General features: G+C 57.0%; 19 protein-coding genes. 17 read left to right on the top strand and 2 right to left on the bottom strand.

Going from position 1 to position 18,730, the window contains the following annotated elements; all coding sequences use genetic code 11:
- The first annotated feature begins 56 nt into the window (after window positions 1–56).
- Both ACOQOY_RS16490 and ACOQOY_RS16485 read left to right on the top strand, forming a co-directional pair.
- On the top strand, window positions 57–761 hold the full coding sequence (locus ACOQOY_RS16490) for a CoA transferase subunit A (protein WP_420586446.1): 705 nt from the start codon (window positions 57–59) through the stop codon (window positions 759–761).
- Window positions 761–1,387 carry a CoA transferase subunit B gene (locus ACOQOY_RS16485; RefSeq protein ID WP_420586445.1) on the top strand — a complete coding sequence of 209 codons (627 nt, stop codon included), beginning with the start codon at window positions 761–763 and terminating at the stop codon, window positions 1,385–1,387. The genes ACOQOY_RS16490 and ACOQOY_RS16485 overlap by 1 nt, the downstream gene beginning before the upstream one ends.
- A gap of 41 nt (window positions 1,388–1,428) precedes the next feature.
- Here the strand turns inward: ACOQOY_RS16485 and ACOQOY_RS16480 are convergent, their stop codons facing one another.
- A complete protein-coding gene (locus ACOQOY_RS16480; protein WP_420586444.1) occupies window positions 1,429–2,295 on the bottom strand; it encodes a lytic transglycosylase domain-containing protein in 867 nt (288 codons plus the stop codon).
- 351 nt (window positions 2,296–2,646) lie between these two features.
- Between ACOQOY_RS16480 and ACOQOY_RS16475 the strand changes: the two genes are divergently transcribed.
- The 15 genes from ACOQOY_RS16475 (at window position 2,647) to pdeM (ending at window position 17,881) form a co-directional block, all read left to right on the top strand.
- On the top strand, window positions 2,647–2,853 hold the full coding sequence (locus ACOQOY_RS16475; protein ID WP_420586443.1) for a Flp family type IVb pilin: 207 nt from the start codon (window positions 2,647–2,649) through the stop codon (window positions 2,851–2,853).
- A gap of 80 nt (window positions 2,854–2,933) precedes the next feature.
- Window positions 2,934–3,140, top strand: coding sequence for a hypothetical protein (locus ACOQOY_RS16470; RefSeq protein ID WP_420586442.1), 207 nt, complete (start codon window positions 2,934–2,936; stop codon window positions 3,138–3,140).
- Window positions 3,141–3,293: 153 nt separating this feature from the next.
- Complete coding sequence (gene cpaB / locus ACOQOY_RS16465) at window positions 3,294–4,166, top strand: Flp pilus assembly protein CpaB (protein ID WP_420586441.1); 873 nt, start codon at window positions 3,294–3,296, stop codon at window positions 4,164–4,166.
- Between the two features lie 192 nt (window positions 4,167–4,358).
- Window positions 4,359–5,765 (top strand): type II and III secretion system protein family protein, encoded by a 1,407-nt coding sequence (locus ACOQOY_RS16460; RefSeq protein WP_420586440.1) that lies wholly within the window; start codon window positions 4,359–4,361, stop codon window positions 5,763–5,765.
- Between the two features lie 17 nt (window positions 5,766–5,782).
- Window positions 5,783–6,412 (top strand): OmpA family protein, encoded by a 630-nt coding sequence (locus ACOQOY_RS16455; RefSeq protein WP_420586439.1) that lies wholly within the window; start codon window positions 5,783–5,785, stop codon window positions 6,410–6,412.
- A gap of 198 nt (window positions 6,413–6,610) precedes the next feature.
- Window positions 6,611–7,843 (top strand): AAA family ATPase, encoded by a 1,233-nt coding sequence (locus tag ACOQOY_RS16450; RefSeq protein ID WP_420586438.1) that lies wholly within the window; start codon window positions 6,611–6,613, stop codon window positions 7,841–7,843.
- A 26-nt stretch (window positions 7,844–7,869) separates the two neighbouring features.
- Complete coding sequence (locus ACOQOY_RS16445; RefSeq protein ID WP_420586437.1) at window positions 7,870–9,309, top strand: CpaF family protein; 1,440 nt, start codon at window positions 7,870–7,872, stop codon at window positions 9,307–9,309.
- Window positions 9,310–9,320: 11 nt separating this feature from the next.
- Entirely contained in the window at window positions 9,321–10,289 is a 969-nt protein-coding gene (locus ACOQOY_RS16440; protein WP_420586436.1) for a type II secretion system F family protein, read from the top strand.
- A gap of 10 nt (window positions 10,290–10,299) precedes the next feature.
- A complete protein-coding gene (locus tag ACOQOY_RS16435; RefSeq protein ID WP_420586435.1) occupies window positions 10,300–11,280 on the top strand; it encodes a type II secretion system F family protein in 981 nt (326 codons plus the stop codon).
- Between the two features lie 64 nt (window positions 11,281–11,344).
- Complete coding sequence (locus ACOQOY_RS16430) at window positions 11,345–11,869, top strand: tetratricopeptide repeat protein (RefSeq protein ID WP_420586434.1); 525 nt, start codon at window positions 11,345–11,347, stop codon at window positions 11,867–11,869.
- A 30-nt stretch (window positions 11,870–11,899) separates the two neighbouring features.
- The gene (locus tag ACOQOY_RS16425) at window positions 11,900–12,751 is read left to right on the top strand and encodes a tetratricopeptide repeat protein (RefSeq protein ID WP_420586433.1); all 852 of its coding nucleotides are present in this window, start codon (window positions 11,900–11,902) and stop codon (window positions 12,749–12,751) included.
- A gap of 3 nt (window positions 12,752–12,754) precedes the next feature.
- Complete coding sequence (locus tag ACOQOY_RS16420; RefSeq protein WP_420586432.1) at window positions 12,755–13,300, top strand: prepilin peptidase; 546 nt, start codon at window positions 12,755–12,757, stop codon at window positions 13,298–13,300.
- Window positions 13,301–13,417: 117 nt separating this feature from the next.
- Window positions 13,418–14,725, top strand: a complete 1,308-nt coding sequence (locus tag ACOQOY_RS16415) for an ATPase (RefSeq protein ID WP_420586431.1) — start codon at window positions 13,418–13,420, stop codon at window positions 14,723–14,725.
- 40 nt (window positions 14,726–14,765) lie between these two features.
- Window positions 14,766–17,177 carry a ligase-associated DNA damage response DEXH box helicase gene (locus ACOQOY_RS16410; RefSeq protein WP_420586430.1) on the top strand — a complete coding sequence of 804 codons (2,412 nt, stop codon included), beginning with the start codon at window positions 14,766–14,768 and terminating at the stop codon, window positions 17,175–17,177.
- 41 nt (window positions 17,178–17,218) lie between these two features.
- Entirely contained in the window at window positions 17,219–17,881 is a 663-nt protein-coding gene (pdeM, locus tag ACOQOY_RS16405; protein WP_420586429.1) for a ligase-associated DNA damage response endonuclease PdeM, read from the top strand.
- 5 nt (window positions 17,882–17,886) lie between these two features.
- Here the strand turns inward: pdeM and ACOQOY_RS16400 are convergent, their stop codons facing one another.
- A complete protein-coding gene (locus ACOQOY_RS16400; RefSeq protein WP_420586428.1) occupies window positions 17,887–18,480 on the bottom strand; it encodes a LytTR family DNA-binding domain-containing protein in 594 nt (197 codons plus the stop codon).
- Window positions 18,481–18,730: the final 250 nt, after the last annotated feature.

Raw genomic sequence — 18,730 nt, 5'->3', positions numbered from 1 at the left:
TCCCCCTGACGTGGCGGCACAACCTGCCCATCACCATGTCATTGGGGGAGTTTTCCATGAAGAAAATCTATGCCAATGCCGCCGAAGCGCTCGACGGAGTGCTGTCGGACGGTATGTTGATCGCAGCGGGCGGATTTGGCCTGTGCGGCATTCCGGAATTGCTGCTTGAGGCGATCAAGGACTCGGGCGCTCAGGACCTTACTTTTGCGTCGAACAACGCGGGCGTTGACGACTTCGGTATCGGCATCCTGCTGCAAACCAAGCAGGTTAAGAAGATGATCAGCTCTTACGTCGGCGAAAACGCAGAGTTTATGCGCCAGTACCTGGCCGGAGAGCTTGAGCTGGAATTCAACCCGCAAGGAACCCTGGCAGAACGGATGCGCGCGGGGGGTGCCGGCATCCCCGGATTCTACACCAAAACCGGCGTAGGCACCGTGATCGCCGAAGGCAAGGAACACAAGGATTTCAACGGCGAGACGTATATCATGGAGGAAGGCATCTTCGCCGACCTCGCCATCGTCAAAGCTTGGAAAGCAGACGACACTGGCAACCTGATCTTCCGCAAAACCGCCCGCAACTTCAACGTACCTGCCGCGACATGCGGCAAAGTTTGCATCGCCGAGGTCGAGGAAATCGTCCCGCGCGGCTCGTTGGACCCGGACGCGATCCACCTGCCCGGCATCTACGTGCATCGCATCATTCAGGGCGATCACGAAAAGCGCATCGAACAGCGCACCACCCGCAAGAAGGAGGACGCATAATGCCCTGGGACCGCAATCAGATGGCCGCCCGCGCGGCGCAAGAACTTGAAGACGGTATGTATGTGAACCTCGGCATCGGTATCCCGACGCTGGTGGCGAACTATGTGGGTGACAAGGACATCACCTTGCAATCCGAGAACGGAATGCTGGGTATGGGTCCCTTCCCGTTCGAAGGCGAGGAAGACCCCGACCTGATCAACGCGGGTAAGCAGACGATCACCGAATTGTCCCGCACGGCCTATTTCGACAGCGCGACTTCATTTGCCATGATCCGTGGCGGCAAGATTGCTGCGGCGATTCTGGGCGCGATGGAAGTCGATGAAGAAGGCGATCTGGCCAACTGGATGATTCCCGGCGTGCTGGTGAAGGGCATGGGCGGCGCGATGGACCTTGTGGCCGGTGTGGGTCGCGTGATCGTGGTGATGGATCACACCAACAAGCACGGCAAATCAAAACTGCTGAAAAAATGCACCCTGCCCCTGACGGGTAAGAAGGTGGTCAACCGCATCATCACCAACCTCGGCGTTCTGGACGTGGTCGAGGGCGGCTTGAAGATTGTCGAACTCGCCGAAGGTGTCACCGAGGACGAGATTCGCGCAGCGACTGAAGCGAAACTGGTTAACTGATCCACAACAAACAAAAAGCCCGCCATTTCCGGCGGGCTTTTTTATTTGCTGGTCCGAAACACGCAGCCATCCGATATCAGCTCGGGGGGTGTTGAGCATAGCGCCCGAGCGATCTGGAAGGCCGCAAGGACTTTGGGTACATAGTCGCGCGTCTCGGCAAAGGGCGGCACGCCGCCATGCTTTCGCACCGAGCCCTCTCCGGCGTTGTAACCGGCCAGAACAAGGATCGGATCATTGCCGAACTCTTCCATCAGCCAGTTCAGATATTTCACACCGCCCGAGATGTTCTGGGCCGGGTGGAAACTGTCCTGCACTCCAAATCGTCTGGCCGTCGCGGGCATCAGCTGCATCAAGCCCTGCGCCCCTGCGGAACTGACTGCATCCGCGCGCCCTGCCGATTCGACCGAGATCACCGCCAGCACCAGGGCTGGCGAGACATTCGTACCCACGGTCGAACGCAAAATCTCGATCCCTTGCTGATTGGCGATGTTCTGAAGGGTTTGTAAGCGCGGCGAGGTCACATTGATCGACGCCACCGCACGCAGGGCATCATTCAATCGCCCCGAACGCGCCTCGGCCAGGGCGGGCGATATGATATCCCAAAAGGCTTTGTAGGACCCGACCGGCTTTTTCGGGCCACCCGCATCTGGCACGCTGGGCGGCACAACTTTTGTGCGCGCGATTATTTCGGGAATGACGATCTCGGTCCCCGTGCTTGGGGCTGACGGGGCAGCGGCATGTTCTTCGGGCGAGATCTGCACCGTCACACGCGGGCGCGTACCGGGCTTTGGGGCCTTCAGCCTTTTATATACGCCTCTGGGTTCAAGTTCATTTGCGACGGCGGGTACGGGTCCCGTCATCATCAATGCCAGAACACCGGCGCACGTGATTGCGTCCCGGAGATTCATTTGCCCGCCTCATCTTTGTTCTTTTGAGAGATTTGAACCTTAAATCCCGCTGAAAAGCCAGAAAAACACAGCGAAATGGGGCAGTTTTGCCTCATTTGGCGTGATATTGCATCGGCAACACCGGAAGACGATATTTTTGTTCATTTTTTTACCATTTATTTTCAATGCGTTACAGAAATTCCTACCAAAAAGTTAAACGACACCGGAAAAAAATGGAGTTTGGCCCAATTCCTGCCACGCCTACCCGTCAAACATAATGCCATACCGAGACGGTCAGGAGCTGACTGAGAGACGAAGCTCTGAAAGACGCCAAGGTTTAATTGTAGTTTGATCCTTTAGGAGGGACGTAACATGATCAAGTTCATCAAGAACTTCCGCAAAGATGAAGACGGCGCCGTAACTGTTGACTGGGTCGTTCTGACCGCAGCCATCGTTGGTCTGGCCGCAGTTGCTTACACGCAGGTTGGCGATGGCGTCGACGATCTGGCTGGCGACATTGACACTGCACTGACAGGTGTGACTGTCAGCGCACCTGATGCCGGCCCGACGACCCCATAATTTTAAGTTAAGACAAATCGAAGGGGGCCGCGTTCGTCAGAGCGCGCCCCCCTTTTTTTTTAAAAGTGGCCGGGAATCTTATGATGCGAAATTTCAGAAATTTCATAACTGTTGAAGACGGGGCCGTCACCGTTGACTGGGTCGTGCTTACAGCTGGTCTGGTCGGATTCGGTGCTTTTGTGTTTGTGAATTTGGCAGATCCGATCCAGCATGTGGATACAGAAACAGGTAACGCACTTTCTGCCGTCACCGTCTCTGATCTTTCATTCAATGTGGGCAACAACTGATTTCTAAAGTCTGAAAAGCCGGGCCAAATAAACACACACTCAAATAAATCCAAATTCTCCCCCTTTTCGACACAATTCACATTTAAGCCGAGGGTAAGCGGAGTCGTGGACAGACGGCGCCAGACGTAAACAGAACTATAAGAGGTAACGCAAATGCGTGCGGTATTTGGACTTGTCCTGATTGTCGGGGTAGCTCTGGCCGGTGGCGCCGTTTACATGGCGCGCGACTACATTTCTCAGTATCAGGCGCAATTGGCACGAGAGCGGCAGGCAACACAGGACGCTCTGGCAAATGTAAAATCGGTCGCAACGATTGGCGTTATTGTTTCCAACCGATCCATGAAATACGGTGAACGGCTGACCCAAGAAGATATCCGGGTTGTGAACTGGCCTGAGGATGCGATTCCCGAAGGGTCCTTTGTCGATATGGCCGTATTGTTCCCAGAAGACGCGAAAGGTGATCGCTTTGTCCTGCGCGCCATGGAAAAAGACGAAGCACTCATGGCCGTCAAAGTGACGGAACCTGGCGAATCTGCCGGGCTGACGTCGCAGATCGAAAAAGGCAAACGGGCCTTTGCGATCAGTGTCGACGTTGCATCGGGTGTGTCCGGGTTTCTGCGTCCGGGCGACAGCATTGATGTCTACTGGACCGGTACCGTTAGCCGCGGCCTCGAAGGCGGCGGGGGTGAAATTACCCGTCTGATTCAAACGAATATCGAACTTATCGCGGTTGACCAGATCGCCGGATCCGACCTGACCGGAACCACAATTGCGCGCACGGTCACAGTCGCGGCAACTCCGGAACAGATCGCAGCTTTGGCGCAAGCGCAAAACACCGGACGCCTGTCGCTGGCTCTGGTCGGGGTTCAGGACGATACGGTCGCCAGCGCTATCGAAGTCGACCAGGGAAAGCTGCTGGGCATAGAGAAAATCGCGCCCGAGGTTGTTGTCGAAGAACGTAAATGCTTCACCAATATTCGGCGCGGCGCAGAAATCGTGCAAACCCAGATTCCCTGCACAAACTGACGTTAAATCAGAGATTTACCTATAGTAAGCCGCGCGAAAGCGCGGCTTGTTTCATTTTGGATGTTGCGCATTGTCCACATAAAGAAAATTCCAGAAACCCTTGATTATTGCAATAAATTCGCGAGTCGCGCAGTGTTAATAACCATAGGGTACTAAACCTGACAACGAGGCGTGATCGGAGAGGCAGGTCACATGAAAATAAATACTTGGATCAGCGCAACCCTGCTGGGGTTGTCGCTCATGTTTGGTCCGGTCGGCACAGCGGCCGTGGCTGAAACTTTGCGCGTGGTGAAGAATGGCACAGCGGAAACGCTGGATGTCCCGATGAACCGCGCAATCGTGGTTGAAAGTGAAACACCGTTCGCAGAACTCAGCATTGCAAATGCGGGTATTGCAGACATCTCGTCGCTTTCGGATCGCACTATTTACGTATTGGGTAAGGCTCCGGGCCTGACCACGCTGACTCTGTTCGACGGCGCAGGCAATCTGCTTGCAAACGTTCGAGTTCGCGTTTCCCCGGATGTCTCCGAATTCAAAGAGCGGCTGCGGCAGATTCTGCCCGCTGAGCCCATCGAGGTGCGCACCGCCAACGACGGCATCGTACTGTCCGGTACAATTTCAAGCGCAGCCAAAATGGCCCGTGCTTTGGAACTGGCCGAACGCTACGCGCCCGAGCGGGTTTCGAACCTCATGTCGGTCGGCGGCGTTCAGCAGGTGATGCTGAAGGTCCGATTCGCTGAGATGAACCGCTCGGTTGCTAAAAGCCTGACAGCATCTCTGGGCTTTGGCGGCAGTGACGTGACTGGCGGCTTCAACACTCTGAACACTCAGGGTGCTCTGACAAACGCGCTCAACAATAACATCCCGTTCCAGCAAACCAACACAGGCGCAATCCTGTTTGGCTTTGGCGCCGGATCAACTCAGGTTCGTCTGCTTCTGGAAGCACTTGAAGCAAAAGGTCTCGCGCGCAGCCTGGCGGAACCCAACCTGTCAGCACTGTCTGGCCAGGAAGCTGAGTTCCTAGCCGGTGGCGAAGTTCCAATCCCGGTTCCCGCGGATGACGGCAATATCGCCATTGAATACAGGGCGTTCGGCGTTCAGGTTCTGTTCACTCCGCGTGTTGTGGATGGTGATCTGATCAACCTCGAGATGGGCGCATCCGTTTCCAGCATTGATGACAGCTCGGACTTTACGATCGCTGGCAACAACGTGCCGACCTTTATCTCTCGCTCGACCAAAACAACGGTCGAATTGCGAGATGGCGAAAGCTTTGCCATCGCGGGTCTGATTCAGGATGACTTTACGGATCTGAACAGTCAGCTTCCGTGGGTTGGTGATATCCCGGTTCTTGGTTCCCTGTTCCGCAGCGCGCAATACCAGCGTCAGCAAACGGAACTGGTCATCATCGTCACCGCGCATCTGGTTTCACCGACTCGGGGCGAGGCGCTGGCCCTGCCGACGGATCGCGTGAAACCACCCAGCGAGTTTGATCTGTTCATCAACGGTAAGACTGCACGCACCACGCGTGTCGGTACCGGTGGTGCAGCGGAAGTCGCCAAACAGGACTTCGGTAGCTCTTACGGCTACGTCCTGGAATGATTAGGAGGGTAGGACCAATGCAAAAGTGGATACTCACATTGGGTCTCTCGGTCGCCGTCACCGCATGTACGCGTGAAGCTGGCTATGAGGTCGACCAGGGTGCCTTCGGCAATGCAACCCTGAACAACGTGCAAGTCATGAATGGCGAATTGACCTACGCTCAGATCCTGGGTCAGCGATTCGCGGCCGAGGTTCCGGTTCAGATCAACTTTGCCTTCAACAGTTCCGAGTTGGATGCGACTGCGCAACGGATTCTGCTGCGGCAGGCGGACTGGATCAAACAGTTCCCCGAAGCACGGTTCCGCGTCTACGGTCACACTGACGCTGTCGGCTCGTCCGGGTACAACCAAGCCCTGGGGCAGCGACGCGCGAATGCAGCCGTCGCATTCCTGACGCGACAAGGTATCTCACGCTCAAGGCTTGAGGCTGTTGTTTCCTTCGGCAAGACTAGACCGCTGATCGACACACCGAATCGGGACCGTCGCAACCGCCGCACGGTTACGGAAGTGTCCGGCTTCGTGGATCGCAAAGGACAGCTGCTGGACGGCAAGTACGCCGAGGTTATCTACCGCGAGTATGTCGAAAGCGGGACGAGAACCAGCTACATCCAGCGCGAAGATACATCCACCGAAGAAAGTGGTGAATAATAATATGAAATGGGCGACATCGTCGCCCATTTCCCTACAATTGGTTCTTTTGCGCCCAAATCTTGCCTAAGTTCCAAGCCACATTTTCAACAATTAGGTGAACTGTGACCGCCATTGGTCGCAACGGGGCAACAGCAACCCGGACCGAGCCTTTCCGGCTCGCGGGATGTGACGGCTCTTTCGACGAGGATTGTGTTAATGACCAGCGCAACGCCGCAAGACGACAAGAATACCATCCTGGCTTGCACCATCAGCCGCGATGTTCAGAATTTTGATCTGCTGATCGAGGATATGGAAGCAGCGCTGGGTGAGCGTTGGGGGGATCTCGGATTTGCCGAAGCTCTTGCCTTTTTCAGCCAGCCCGATGCCGATTCCCTTGAATTTGTTGCATTGGCCATCGATGGCGAAGACGAAGACAACCTGTCTTTGATGGGTGAGATCATCACGCTTGCCAAGGACAAGAAGATCAAGGTTGTCCTGATCGCAGAAGATGTCACCCCGGCGTCTCTGCACCAACTGCTGCGCAAGGGCGCGGACGAGTTTGTCCCCTACCCTCTTCCCGAAGGCGAGTTGCAGGAAGCGATCGACCGGATGAACCAGCCCGACCCGGTTGCCGTTGCCCCGGCGGGCGCTCAGCTGACGCAGGGCGAATCGAAAGAAGGCGCGCTGTTCGTTATGCATGGATTGGCCGGTGGCGTGGGATCGACCACAATGGCGGTCAATCTGGCCTGGGAACTGGCAACCGTCTCGGACAAGGATGCGCCATCCGTATGCTTGATCGACCTGGACCTGCAATTTGGCACGGTTTCGACCTATCTGGACCTTCCACGTCGCGAAACCGTGTTCGAGATGCTGTCGGACACAGCCTCAATGGATGACGAGGTGTTCTCGCAAGCCCTTCAATCATATGAAGAAAAGATGCAGGTCTTAACCGCACCCTCGGACATGGTGCCGTTGGATCTGATTACCCCCGAAGATATCGAGCGCGTTATCGACACCGCCCGTCGCCATTTCGACTATGTCGTTGTAGACATGCCGTCGACGCTGGTTCAGTGGTCGGAGAATATTCTTCAGGCCGCACATGTGTATTTCGCCTTGATTGAACTGGACATGCGCTCAGCCCAGAACGCCTTGCGCCTGAAACGCGCCCTGCAGGCTGAAGAACTGCCGTTCAATAAGCTGCGTTTTGCACTCAACCGTGCACCCAAATTCACCGATCTGAACGGCAAAGGCCGGGTCAAGCGCATGGGTGAAAGCCTGGGCATATCGATTGACTTGCAACTGCCGGATGGCGGTAAGCCTGTGATGCAGGCCGGGGATCACGGTCTGCCACTGGCCAGTTCGGTCGCCAAGAACCCCCTGCGCCGTGAGATCGCGAAACTTGCGAAATCGCTGCACAGCCTTGGCAGCAGCGACGCCGAAGCGGCGTAACGCCATCTAACAGGGAGAGAGCCGCCATGTTTTCAAGATACAAGAAACAGCCCGACGCGCAGCCGGTTCAAACCCCGGCTGAGGCCCCCGCCCAAGCTGCGCCGGCAGAAAAAGCACCCGCAGCTAATGCGGTCGCCCGACGACCAGTTCAGAAAAAAGCAGCCGAGCCCGTGGGATCGGACCGCGACCGCAAACGCAAGGAACGTTTGGGTGAGATCAAGATCGAACTGCATCGTGAACTGCTGGAAAACCTGAACCTCGCAGCGCTTGAAAATGCTGGTGAAACCGAACTGCGTGCGGAAATCAGCGCCATCGTCAGCGAAATCCTGGAAGCGCGCAACATCGTTCTGAACCGCGAGGATCGCTCGCAGCTAAATAAAGAACTGTATGACGAAGTCACTGGTCTTGGTCCGCTTGAGACCTTGCTGCAAGATGACACGGTCAACGATATTCTGGTGAATGGTCCGCAGCAGATCTTTGTGGAACGTCACGGCAAGCTGGAAATCAGCGACATCACGTTCAAGGATGAAAAGCACTTGATGCGGATCATCGACAAGATCGTGTCCGCTGTGGGTCGTCGTGTTGATGAATCAAACCCTTACGTTGACGCCCGTCTGGCTGACGGCTCGCGTTTCAACGCCATGGTTCCGCCGATTGCGGTGGACGGCTCGCTGGTGTCGATTCGTAAGTTCAAAAAAGACAAACTCGGCATCGACGATCTGGTCAATTTTGGCGCCTTTACCGAGGAAATGGCCGCCTACCTTCAGGCTGCCGTTTCGACCCGACTGAACATCATCGTGTCGGGCGGTACGGGTTCCGGTAAAACGACAACGCTCAATGCGCTCTCCAGTTTCATCGACGATGCGGAACGCATCCTGACGATTGAGGATACGGCGGAACTTCAGCTTCAACAGACCCATGTGGGCCGGATGGAAAGCCGCCCGCCCAACGTGGAAGGCAAAGGCGAGGTCAGCCCCCGCGACTGTCTGAAAAACGCCCTGCGTATGCGTCCTGACCGCATCATCGTGGGTGAGACGCGTGGCGCCGAGGTGATCGACATGCTTCAGGCCATGAACACCGGTCACGACGGCTCGATGACCACGATCCACGCCAACTCGGCACGGGATGGTATCTCGCGTTTGGAAAACATGATCGCTATGGCCGGTATTGAGATGCCGATCAAAGCGGTCCGTAGCCAGATCTCAAGCGCTGTGAACCTGATCGTTCAGGCCAGCCGCTTGCAGGACGGCTCGCGCCGGATGACCTCGATCACCGAGATCACCGGCATGGAAGGTGACGTGATCTCAATGCAGGAAATCTTTAGATTTCAACGTGTTGGCCTGACACCTGACAACAAGATCATTGGTCACTTCACCGCCACCGGCGTGCGCAGTCACTATTCCGAGCGCTTCCGCCTGTGGGGCTTTGACCTGCCCCCATCCATCTACGAACCAACGACAATGTAGGAGATCTGACTATGCAACTGCCTGTTGAGGCACTGATCTATGTTGTGATCTTCGTCGCAGTGCTCCTTCTGGTCGAAGGCATCTATTTGGTGGCGTTCGGCAAATCCATCAGCCTGAACAGCCGGGTAAACCGGCGTCTGGACATGCTCGACAAAGGCGTCGGGCGCGAACAGGTTCTGGAACAGCTGCGCAAAGAAATGCAGCAGCATATGAAGACGCAGAGCATCCCGCTCTACTCGCTTCTTGCGGACAAGGCGCAGAAGGCGGCCATCGCTTTCACCCCGCGGCAACTGATACTGATCATGGTATTGGTGTCGGCCTTTGCCTTCGTCGGTCTCAGCATTGGCACGGCCACTGACGTCGCCTTGCGCGTTGCCATTTCCGTCGCGATCGGCGTCGGTGGGGTTTATGCCTGGGTGAACCACAAGGCCAAAAAGCGTATGGGCATGATTGAAGAACAACTGCCCGATGCGGTTGAACTGATGGTCCGGTCCCTGCGGGTGGGCAACCCGTTTGTATCCTCGATCCAGATCGTTGCGAATGAGGTCGAAGACCCTCTGGCCACTGAGTTCGGCGTTATTGCCGATGAATGCGCCTATGGCCGCGATGTGGGCGAGGCCCTGAAAGACCTGGCCGAGCGGCTGGACATGCAGGACCTTCGCTTTTTGTCGGTTGCTGTGGGCATCCAGCAGCAATCCGGCGGTAACCTGGCCGAGATTCTGGCCGGTCTGGCAAAGGTGATCCGCGCCCGCTTCCGCCTGTTCCGCAGGGTCAAGGCGATCACAGCCGAGGCGCAATGGTCAGGCAAGTTCCTGTCCGGCTTCCCTGTGTTCTGCCTGGTTTTCATTCTGGTGAAAGATCCGGGTTACTATGACGAGGTGATTGATCACCCCTGGTTCATTCCGGCGTGTTTCTTTGTCGGCATCATGCTGACCCTGAACATTATCGTCATGAAAATTCTCACCAACATTAAGGTTTGAGGGTATTGCAATGGAAATCGTGAACCAAATCAACGAATTGCTGAAGCAACACCTGGGTGAGTTCGGACCGCTTATCGTTGTGGGGGTTCTGGGCCTGTTCATGATCCTCATCGCGGCCTCGCTGATGATGAGCCAGCCCGAAGACCCGCTGAAAAAGCTGCAACGCTCGAACGCTGCACCGAAACCAGACAAAAAATCCAAAAAGGACAAGCTGCGAAACGCCAGCCGCAACGAACAGCTTGAGAAATTTGCGAACTTCCTTGAACCTCAGGATCAGGAAGAATATTCGGCCATGCAACTCAAAATGCGTCAGGCCGGGTATCACTCGAAGGATTCGGTACGGTTCTTCCATTTTGCGCAATTCGCGCTGGGGATTGTTGGCATCCTGATCGGTGTCCTACTGGTTACAGTACTGTCTGGGGGACAGGAATTCTCGGCGTCGCAGGTGGCAACACGAGTTCTGATTCCGGCCGCGGCGGGGTACTTCCTGCCCCGGTACTGGATCACCCGCCGCGTTGAGGAACGCAAGGAGGCGATCGTTTCTGGGTTCCCCGACACGCTGGACCTTATGCTGGTCTGCGTCGAGGCCGGTCAATCGCTGGACCAGGCGATCGTGCGCGTCGCCAACGAAATGAAAGCCTCCTACCCTGACATCGCGCAGGAGTTCGAGGTTGTGGCCTATGAACTTAAGGCCGGTAAGGAAAAAGACACTGTTCTGCGCGACTTCGGAACGCGTTGCGGGGTGCAGGACGTCAGTGCCTTTGTGACGGTGATGATCCAGTCGGCCACCTTTGGTACTTCGATCGCCGAAGCGCTGCGGGTCTACGCCAGCGAAATGCGTGACAAGCGCGTGATGCGCGCCGAAGAGGCCGCTAATAAGTTGCCAACCAAAATGACACTTGCCACAATGATGCTGACGGTGCCGCCGTTGCTGGTCATTCTTGTTGGCCCTTCTGCAAAAGGCATCGCTGATTTTGCAGGCGGAGGCTAATAGCCGAATGAGTTTTGGTTTCGGTTGCATCCACTCCGGGATACGCCGTGTTTTAAAGGCCACCATGGTTATCGCCCTGGTGGCCTCTTGCACGGATGCGGGGCTGTCCGACAGCCTGGACGCCCCCGGAATTGACCCCAGGGGTGAGGGCGTAGACGACCTGACCGTGGGCAATCGGTTGATGTCCGCAGGCGAATACGATCTGGCGCTGGACGCCTTTGCCCGCGCTGCGCTTGAACAGGGCATGACGCCGGAAATCCTGACCTCGATGGGAACGGCCAATCTGGGCCTTCGGCAATTGGGACCGGCGGAAATTCTGCTACGACGCGCAGTCGAAGACGGCTCGGACTGGCCCGTCGCATGGAACAATCTTGGCGTTTTGCTGATCGAAAAAGGCGAATATCCCGAAGCCGTGCAGGTGTTTCAACGCGCCTTTGCGCTGGACAATGGCGAAAGTGACGCAATCCGGGACAATCTGCGCTTAGCACTCGCAAAAATGGAAAATCCTGTTAATACTACGGAAGAAGAACAAGAATATACGCTGGAGCAACTGGGCGACGGTCAATTCCGCCTTCGCAAGCTCCCGTAACAGAGGCAAGAGCAGTAAGGGACGCAAAAAATGCGCCAACAATTCTTGATTCCGTCACTCGTGATGTGCGGGCTGATCCTTTCCGCTTGCGAGAAAGAGACCGAAGAAGAAAAAGTCGAACGCACGTTTCAGGAAATCAACGTCATCGACGAAACCAACCTGAATGAGGTTCTGTTGACTGCTTCGGACCCGAACGAAGCGGTGACCTATTTCCAGGGTGCGACATCAAAAAACCCGGATCGCATTGACCTTCAGCGTGGCCTCGCCATCTCACTGACGCGGGCAAAACGCACGACCGAGGCGACTTCCGCCTGGAAAAAAGTGACAACCATGAGCGGTGCCAACAACACCGACCGTGTTGAATATGCCGGAGCACTGGTGCGGGGCGGAAACTGGAACCAGGCCAAGGCGGTCTTGGACTCCATCCCTCCGACCTTTGAGACGTTCAAGCGTTACCGACTTGAGGCCGTCGTCGCGGATTCGCGCAAGGACTGGAAAAGCGCGGATCATTTCTATGAAACCGCTGTCGGGCTGACGACCCGCCCTGGCGGCGTCATGAACAACTGGGGGTATTCCAAACTGACGCGCGGCGAATATTCCGAAGCCGAACGCCTGTTCACAGAAGCAATTCGCCAGGACAGAAACCTGTTCACCGCAAAGAACAATCTGGTTCTGGCGCGTGCGGCACAGGGCAACTACAGTATGCCAGTTGTCCCGATGACGCAGGTAGAGCGGGCCATGCTGTTGAATACAATGGCAATTTCTGCGGTCAAACAAGGTGACGTTTCAACCGCCAAGAACCTGTTCCGCGAAGCCATTGCCACCCATCCTCAGCATTATGACGAGGCGGTGCGCTCGCTCCGCGCGCTTGAGGAAGCCTGATTGATGGCAATACCAGCTCAGGCGGCGTTGTGGTTTCTGCCCTTCGTTCTGCCGATATGTTTCTACGTGGCCTTCACGGATCTACGAAACATGCTGATCAAGAACCACGCGGTCGTCGCGCTGTTCTTCGTTTTTGTGATCATTGGGCTTTTCGCCCTACCGCCGTGGTCCACCGACTGGATCACGGGTGGGATCGGCCCGGTGCAGCTGCCCCTGCCGTCCTATATTTGGCATCTGCTGCAACTCGTCGTAGTTCTGTTCGTTGGCGTTTTTCTGAATGCCGCAGGTATTATGGGGGCCGGAGACGCCAAGTTTCTGGCCGCTGCCGCGCCATTCGTCTGGCCCGGGGACTATCTGTTGGTGATGTATATCCTGACGGCCACAACGATGGCCGCCTTCGCGACACATCGACTGGCCCGTAACACAGGCCTGCGCAACATCGCGCCTGATTGGGAAAGCTGGGACCGGACCAAGCAGTTCCCACTTGGTTTTCCGCTGGGTGGAAGTCTGGCTATCTATCTGATCGCGGGTACTGTTTACGGCTCGTAAACTATCATTAACCCGCCTTTTCCGCGCCTTGGTGCTGACACAAATCCCGTTCACATTTTCCGTAACCGGCCCTTTGACGGGCTTTTTGCGTGATTAGTGAATAGACGGGCAACACTCATGAATATGCAAACGACCTCGGTTATGGCCCCCCCTGCCCCAAAGGGGTTGGGCGAAATGAAGCTGCCAATCGTCATGATGCGCGACATCATGTTGAAAACAATGTTTCGCAAGAACGTGGACACCGTGTCCGAGGTCGCCAAGGCTGTTTGTCTTCCAGGGGCTGTGACGCAGGAACTGATCGACATGGCCCGAGAGCAGAAGCTGATCGAGGCCACGGGTACCTTGAACGCCAACAGCGGCAACGAGATGGGTTATCAACTGACTGACGCCGGCAAGGCCCGCGCGCTGGACGCGTTGAGCCAATCGGAATATTTCGGTGCCATGCCCGTCCCGCTTGAGGTGTATCGCGAACAAGTCAAACGCCAGTCGATCCGCAATATTCAGGTGACCCGCGAACAACTGGTTGGTGCAATGGGCCATCTGGTTCTGCCCGACAGCTTGCTGGACCATCTGGGGCCTGCAGTCAGCGCGGGCCGCTCAATTCTGATGTATGGCCCTCCGGGTAATGGTAAATCGTCTATCTCGAACGGGATCAGGGACGCGCTGGGGGACAACGTTTACGTACCCTATGCCATCGAATACGCGGGTCAGGTGATTACGGTCTATGACCCGATCATGCATACTGCGGTCGAGCAAGAGCCCGAAGACCCCAACAGCCTGCGCCGCCGCAAAAGGTTCGACACGCGGTATGTCCAGTGCGAACGCCCGACGGTTGTTACGGGTGGTGAACTGTCGCTGTCGATGCTCGATCTGGTCTATAACCCCACGGCGCGGACCTATCAGGCCCCTTTGCAGCTGAAATCGACAGGCGGTATCTTTATCGTGGACGACCTTGGCCGTCAGCAGGAACCGCCGCAGGCCCTGATCAACCGTTGGATTGTCCCTCTGGAAGAGAAAAAGGATATCCTTGGCTTGCAATCGGGTGAAAAGTTCGAGGTTCCCTTCGATACACTGGTCATCTTCTCGACCAACTTCCACCCGAATGAGATTTTCGACCAAGCCGCCCTGCGCCGGATCTTCTTCAAGATCAAGATCGACGGGCCGAACCAGGAAAACTTCCTGAAAATCTTTGCCATGGTAGCCCGCAAACGCGGTATGCCGCTGGACGAAGCTGCGCTGGTGCATCTGTTGAAGGTCAAATACCCGACCATCAACAACATCTACGCGAACTATCAGCCAATCTTCCTGATCGACCAGATGATCTCGATCTGCGAATTCGAGGGCATCCCCTATCAGATGAGCCCCGACCTGATCGACCGAGCATGGGCCAACATGTTCGTCAAGGACGAGAAAATCGTCAAATAACGCCGTGCCAATTTCCTGACGGTCCGGGTAGTCTGCGCGCATGACGCAGATTCCCGGCCGGATTACAGATTGGTTTGCCTCTAAAGGTTGGTCCATCCACCCACATCAGCAGGACATGTTCGACCGGGCCTCGGACCCGGCAACGTTGCTGATCGCGCCCACCGGGGGCGGCAAGACCATGGCCGGGTTTCTTCCGACACTGGCAGAGCTGGCCGAACAGGATCACGCCGGGCTGCACACGATATATGTTTCGCCGCTGAAGGCTTTGGCCGCAGACATCCGCCGCAATCTACGCGGCCCTGCGGATGAGATCGGCTTGCCCATTCGGATCGAGGATCGCACCGGAGACACCTCGGCCACGCAGAAAAAGCGTCAGCGTGTAGACCCTCCGCATATCCTGCTGACCACGCCAGAAAGCCTGGCCCTACTGACCTCATATGAGGACGCGCCACGCATGTTCGCAGGTGTGCAGCGCGTGATCGTCGACGAAATCCACGCTCTGGCCGAAAGCAAACGCGGAGATCAGCTGATGTTGGCCTTGGCCCGATTGCAAACCATACGCCCCGACCTGCGGCGGGTTGGCCTGTCGGCCACGGTCGAAGGCCCCGATGCCATCGCGCGTTTTCTGGCCCGGCATCCTGATCCCTGTCAAATCGTGCAGGCCGACCCCGGCCCCGACCCCGATATCCGGATGCTTGAGACGCAGGAGATGCCCCCGTGGTCGGGCGGCGGTGCGGCTTACTCCATCCCGGCAGTACTGGAGCAGATCAGACAGCACAAAACCACGCTGATCTTCCACAACACCCGTGCGCAGGCTGAGATATTCTTTCACAACCTCTGGCTGGCCAACGACGAAGCCCTGCCCATCGGCATCCACCACGGCAGTCTGGACCGACAGCAACGCGAACGAGTTGAGGCGGCGATGGTGCGTGGAGACCTGCGCGCCATCGTTTGTACTGGCTCACTGGATTTGGGGATCGACTGGGGGGACGTCGATCTTGTGATCCAGATCGGTGCACCCAAGAACGTCAAGCGGCTGGTGCAGCGGATCGGGCGGGCCAATCACCGCTACAACGCGCCGTCCAAGGCCCTTCTGGTGCCCGCAAACCGATTTGAGGTGGTTGAATGCGTTGCCGCGCTTGAGGCCGCCAAAGCGCATGAACTGGACGGTGAGCCGCGTGGCGCGGGTCCTCGCGACGTGTTGTGCCAGCATATCCTGATCGCAGCGGCAGCAGGTCCTTTTGATGCCGAAGCGCTGTTTGCAGAAATGACAGCCGCCGGCCCCTATGCAGACCTGACCCGAACAGAATTCGACGCCTGCTTGGACTTCTGCGCGACCGGAGGCTACGCCTTGCGCGCCTATGACCGCTGGCAGCGCCTGCAACAACGTCCGGACGGGCAGTGGCAGTTAAGAGACCCGCGCGCAGCGCAGCGCATCCGCATGAACCTTGGTACCATTCAGGACACCGACACGCTGAAAGTGCGCCTGAAACGCAATCGCGGCGGCAAGCCTTTGGGCGAGGTGGAAGAGGCCTTTGCCGCCTCGCTCACCCAAGGGGATACGTTTCTGATCGGCGGCCAGATCGTGCGGTATGAAGGCCTGCGCGAAATGGTGGTTGAGGTCAGTCGCCGGGCCGACCGAAAGCCCAAAGTGGCCGTGTTCTCAGGCACGAAATTCGCCACTTCAACACAGCTGAGCGACCGTATCCTGCGCATGTTCGCCCAACCAGATTGGCCGCAACTGCCAGCGCATACGGCCGACTGGCTGACGCTCCAACGCGACATGTCCTGCCTGCCTCAACGCGACCGGCTGTTGATCGAAAGTTTCCCCAATGACGGGCGTGAACATTTATGTGTCTACGGGTTTGCCGGGCGCAATGCGCAGCAGACACTGGGCCTGTTGCTGACCAAACGGATGGAGGAGACCGGGTTGGCTCCGCTTGGCTTCGTCGCCACCGATTATGCGACGCTGATCTGGGGGTTGGATGCAGTGACCGACCCGCGCCCGCTGTTCCAATTGGACGCGCTGCGCGACGGGCTGGAAACATGGCTGGCTGGAAACGCGGTCATGAAGCGGACCTTCCGCGCTTCGGCCACCATCGCCGGGCTGATCGAGCGCAATACCGGCGGCCAGCGCAAAAGCGGACGGCAGGCGACGTTTTCGTCGGATATTCTCTATGACACTTTGCTGAAATACGACCCCGAACACCTGCTGATGCAGATCACCCGTGAAGAAGCGATGCGTGGGCTCGTGGATTTTGGCCGGATCGAGGCAATGGTCGCCCGGATCGGAGACCGAATAGACCTGTTGCGGCTGGACCGCGTCTCGCCCCTCGCCGCGCCACTGTTCCTTGAGGTCGGGAAAGTGCCGGTCAAAGGTGCGGCAGAGGAACGGCTTCTGGCCGAGGAAAGCGCCCGTCTATTGCAAACCGCAGGGCTGCAACCCGGCTGATACAGCTTGCGCCCGGGCGCAAAACAGGCAAAGAACGTATCATGAACGAATTGGCATTTACTTTCGCGAACCAAAGCTTGCGCGCATTGGGTTCGGGGGCATTGTGGTGGCCCGAGCAGAGCCTTCTGTGTTTCTCGGACCTACATCTGGGCAAATCCGAACGCGTCGCCCGCCGGGGCGGCCCAACCCTCCCCCCCTATGACAGTCAGGACACCTTGGCCCGCCTAGCTGCCGACATCAATCAGACGAACCCCGCGACGGTGATCTGTCTGGGGGATAGTTTTGATGATCTGGATGCGTCGACAGCTTTGGAGGCGGCCGGAAAGCACGACATCGCCGCGCTACAAGCCGGGCGGCGATGGATCTGGATCGAAGGCAATCACGACCCCGGCCCGATTGATCTGGGGGGCACACATCTGTTTGAACACAAGCTTGGCGCGTTGACCTTTCGCCACATCGCGCAGACGCCCGCCAATGCCGAAGTGTCCGGCCACTACCACCCCAAAGCCCGCGTAAGGGCGCGGGCGCGCGTGATCACACGCCCTGCATTTCTGGTGGATCAAACCCGCCTGATCTTACCTGCCTACGGAACCTACACCGGCGGTCTGCGCAGTACGGACCAAACGCTAAGCACGCTGATGGGGGCCGATGCGATGGCCATTCTGACCGGCCCTCAGCCGCGGATCATTCCCATGCCACGGTAAAAGTGTCAGACGATGCCGTCCTCTTCGAGCATCGGTTTGTACTTGCGACTAACGGGCACCAGATCGCCGTTCTTCAGCCGCAGGCGCAGTTTTCCATCGGCTTTTTCAATGCCGTCAATGGCCGCGTCTGTGACCCAATGAGACCGATGCGTACAATGGCCCGGGACCGGCTCCATTTCAGCGATTGCGTCTGTGAACCTCGACCGGATCGTGAATGTCCCCTCTGAGGTCACCACATTCACAAAATGATCCTGCACCGTTAGGCGATAGACTGTCCCATGAAACCCTTGGGGAAGACGCTTGATCAAGCGCGGTTGCAGGAGGGCCGGCTCTTCCGCCGGTTCATTCTCCGGGCTGTGGCCGCGGACCAAAACCAACCCGGTGGCAAAAAGCGCCCCATACGGCGCAACCGACAGAAAGTTCGGCGTCTGCTGCCCGCCAACGGTAAACAACAGACAAGACATGAGCCAAAGCGCAGGGGCGAAAAGAGCAAGAATGACCAGCACCAAGGCCACGTCACGCCAGGAAAAACGCGTGTCTGCAAACCACTTTTGTGTCACTTGCCTGGCGATCCATGTGACGCCCAATGCCAACCCCATCACCCCTAGCCAAAAAACGAACCGCTGAAGGTAACTCAGGTGAAATTCGGGAAAGGGTTGAAACGCGCTCGCCAACAGCGGAGGGAACGTAACGCCTGCGATAGCCCTGCGTAAATTGAGCGCGGTTAATCGTGGAGTTGGTCGAACTGTCATATTTACCCAACAAACAGAGGTCAGAGGCCAGCCTCACCCTCATCGATCCGCAGCTTTAAATCGTAACCGGCTGGATTTGTTTGTTTATCACCGATGG

The organism is Ruegeria sp., assembly GCF_965221235.1.
Lineage (GTDB): Bacteria > Pseudomonadota > Alphaproteobacteria > Rhodobacterales > Rhodobacteraceae > Ruegeria.
The sequence above is the reverse complement of the archived record's forward strand: the minus strand, read 5'-3'. Positions and strand labels throughout refer to the sequence as shown.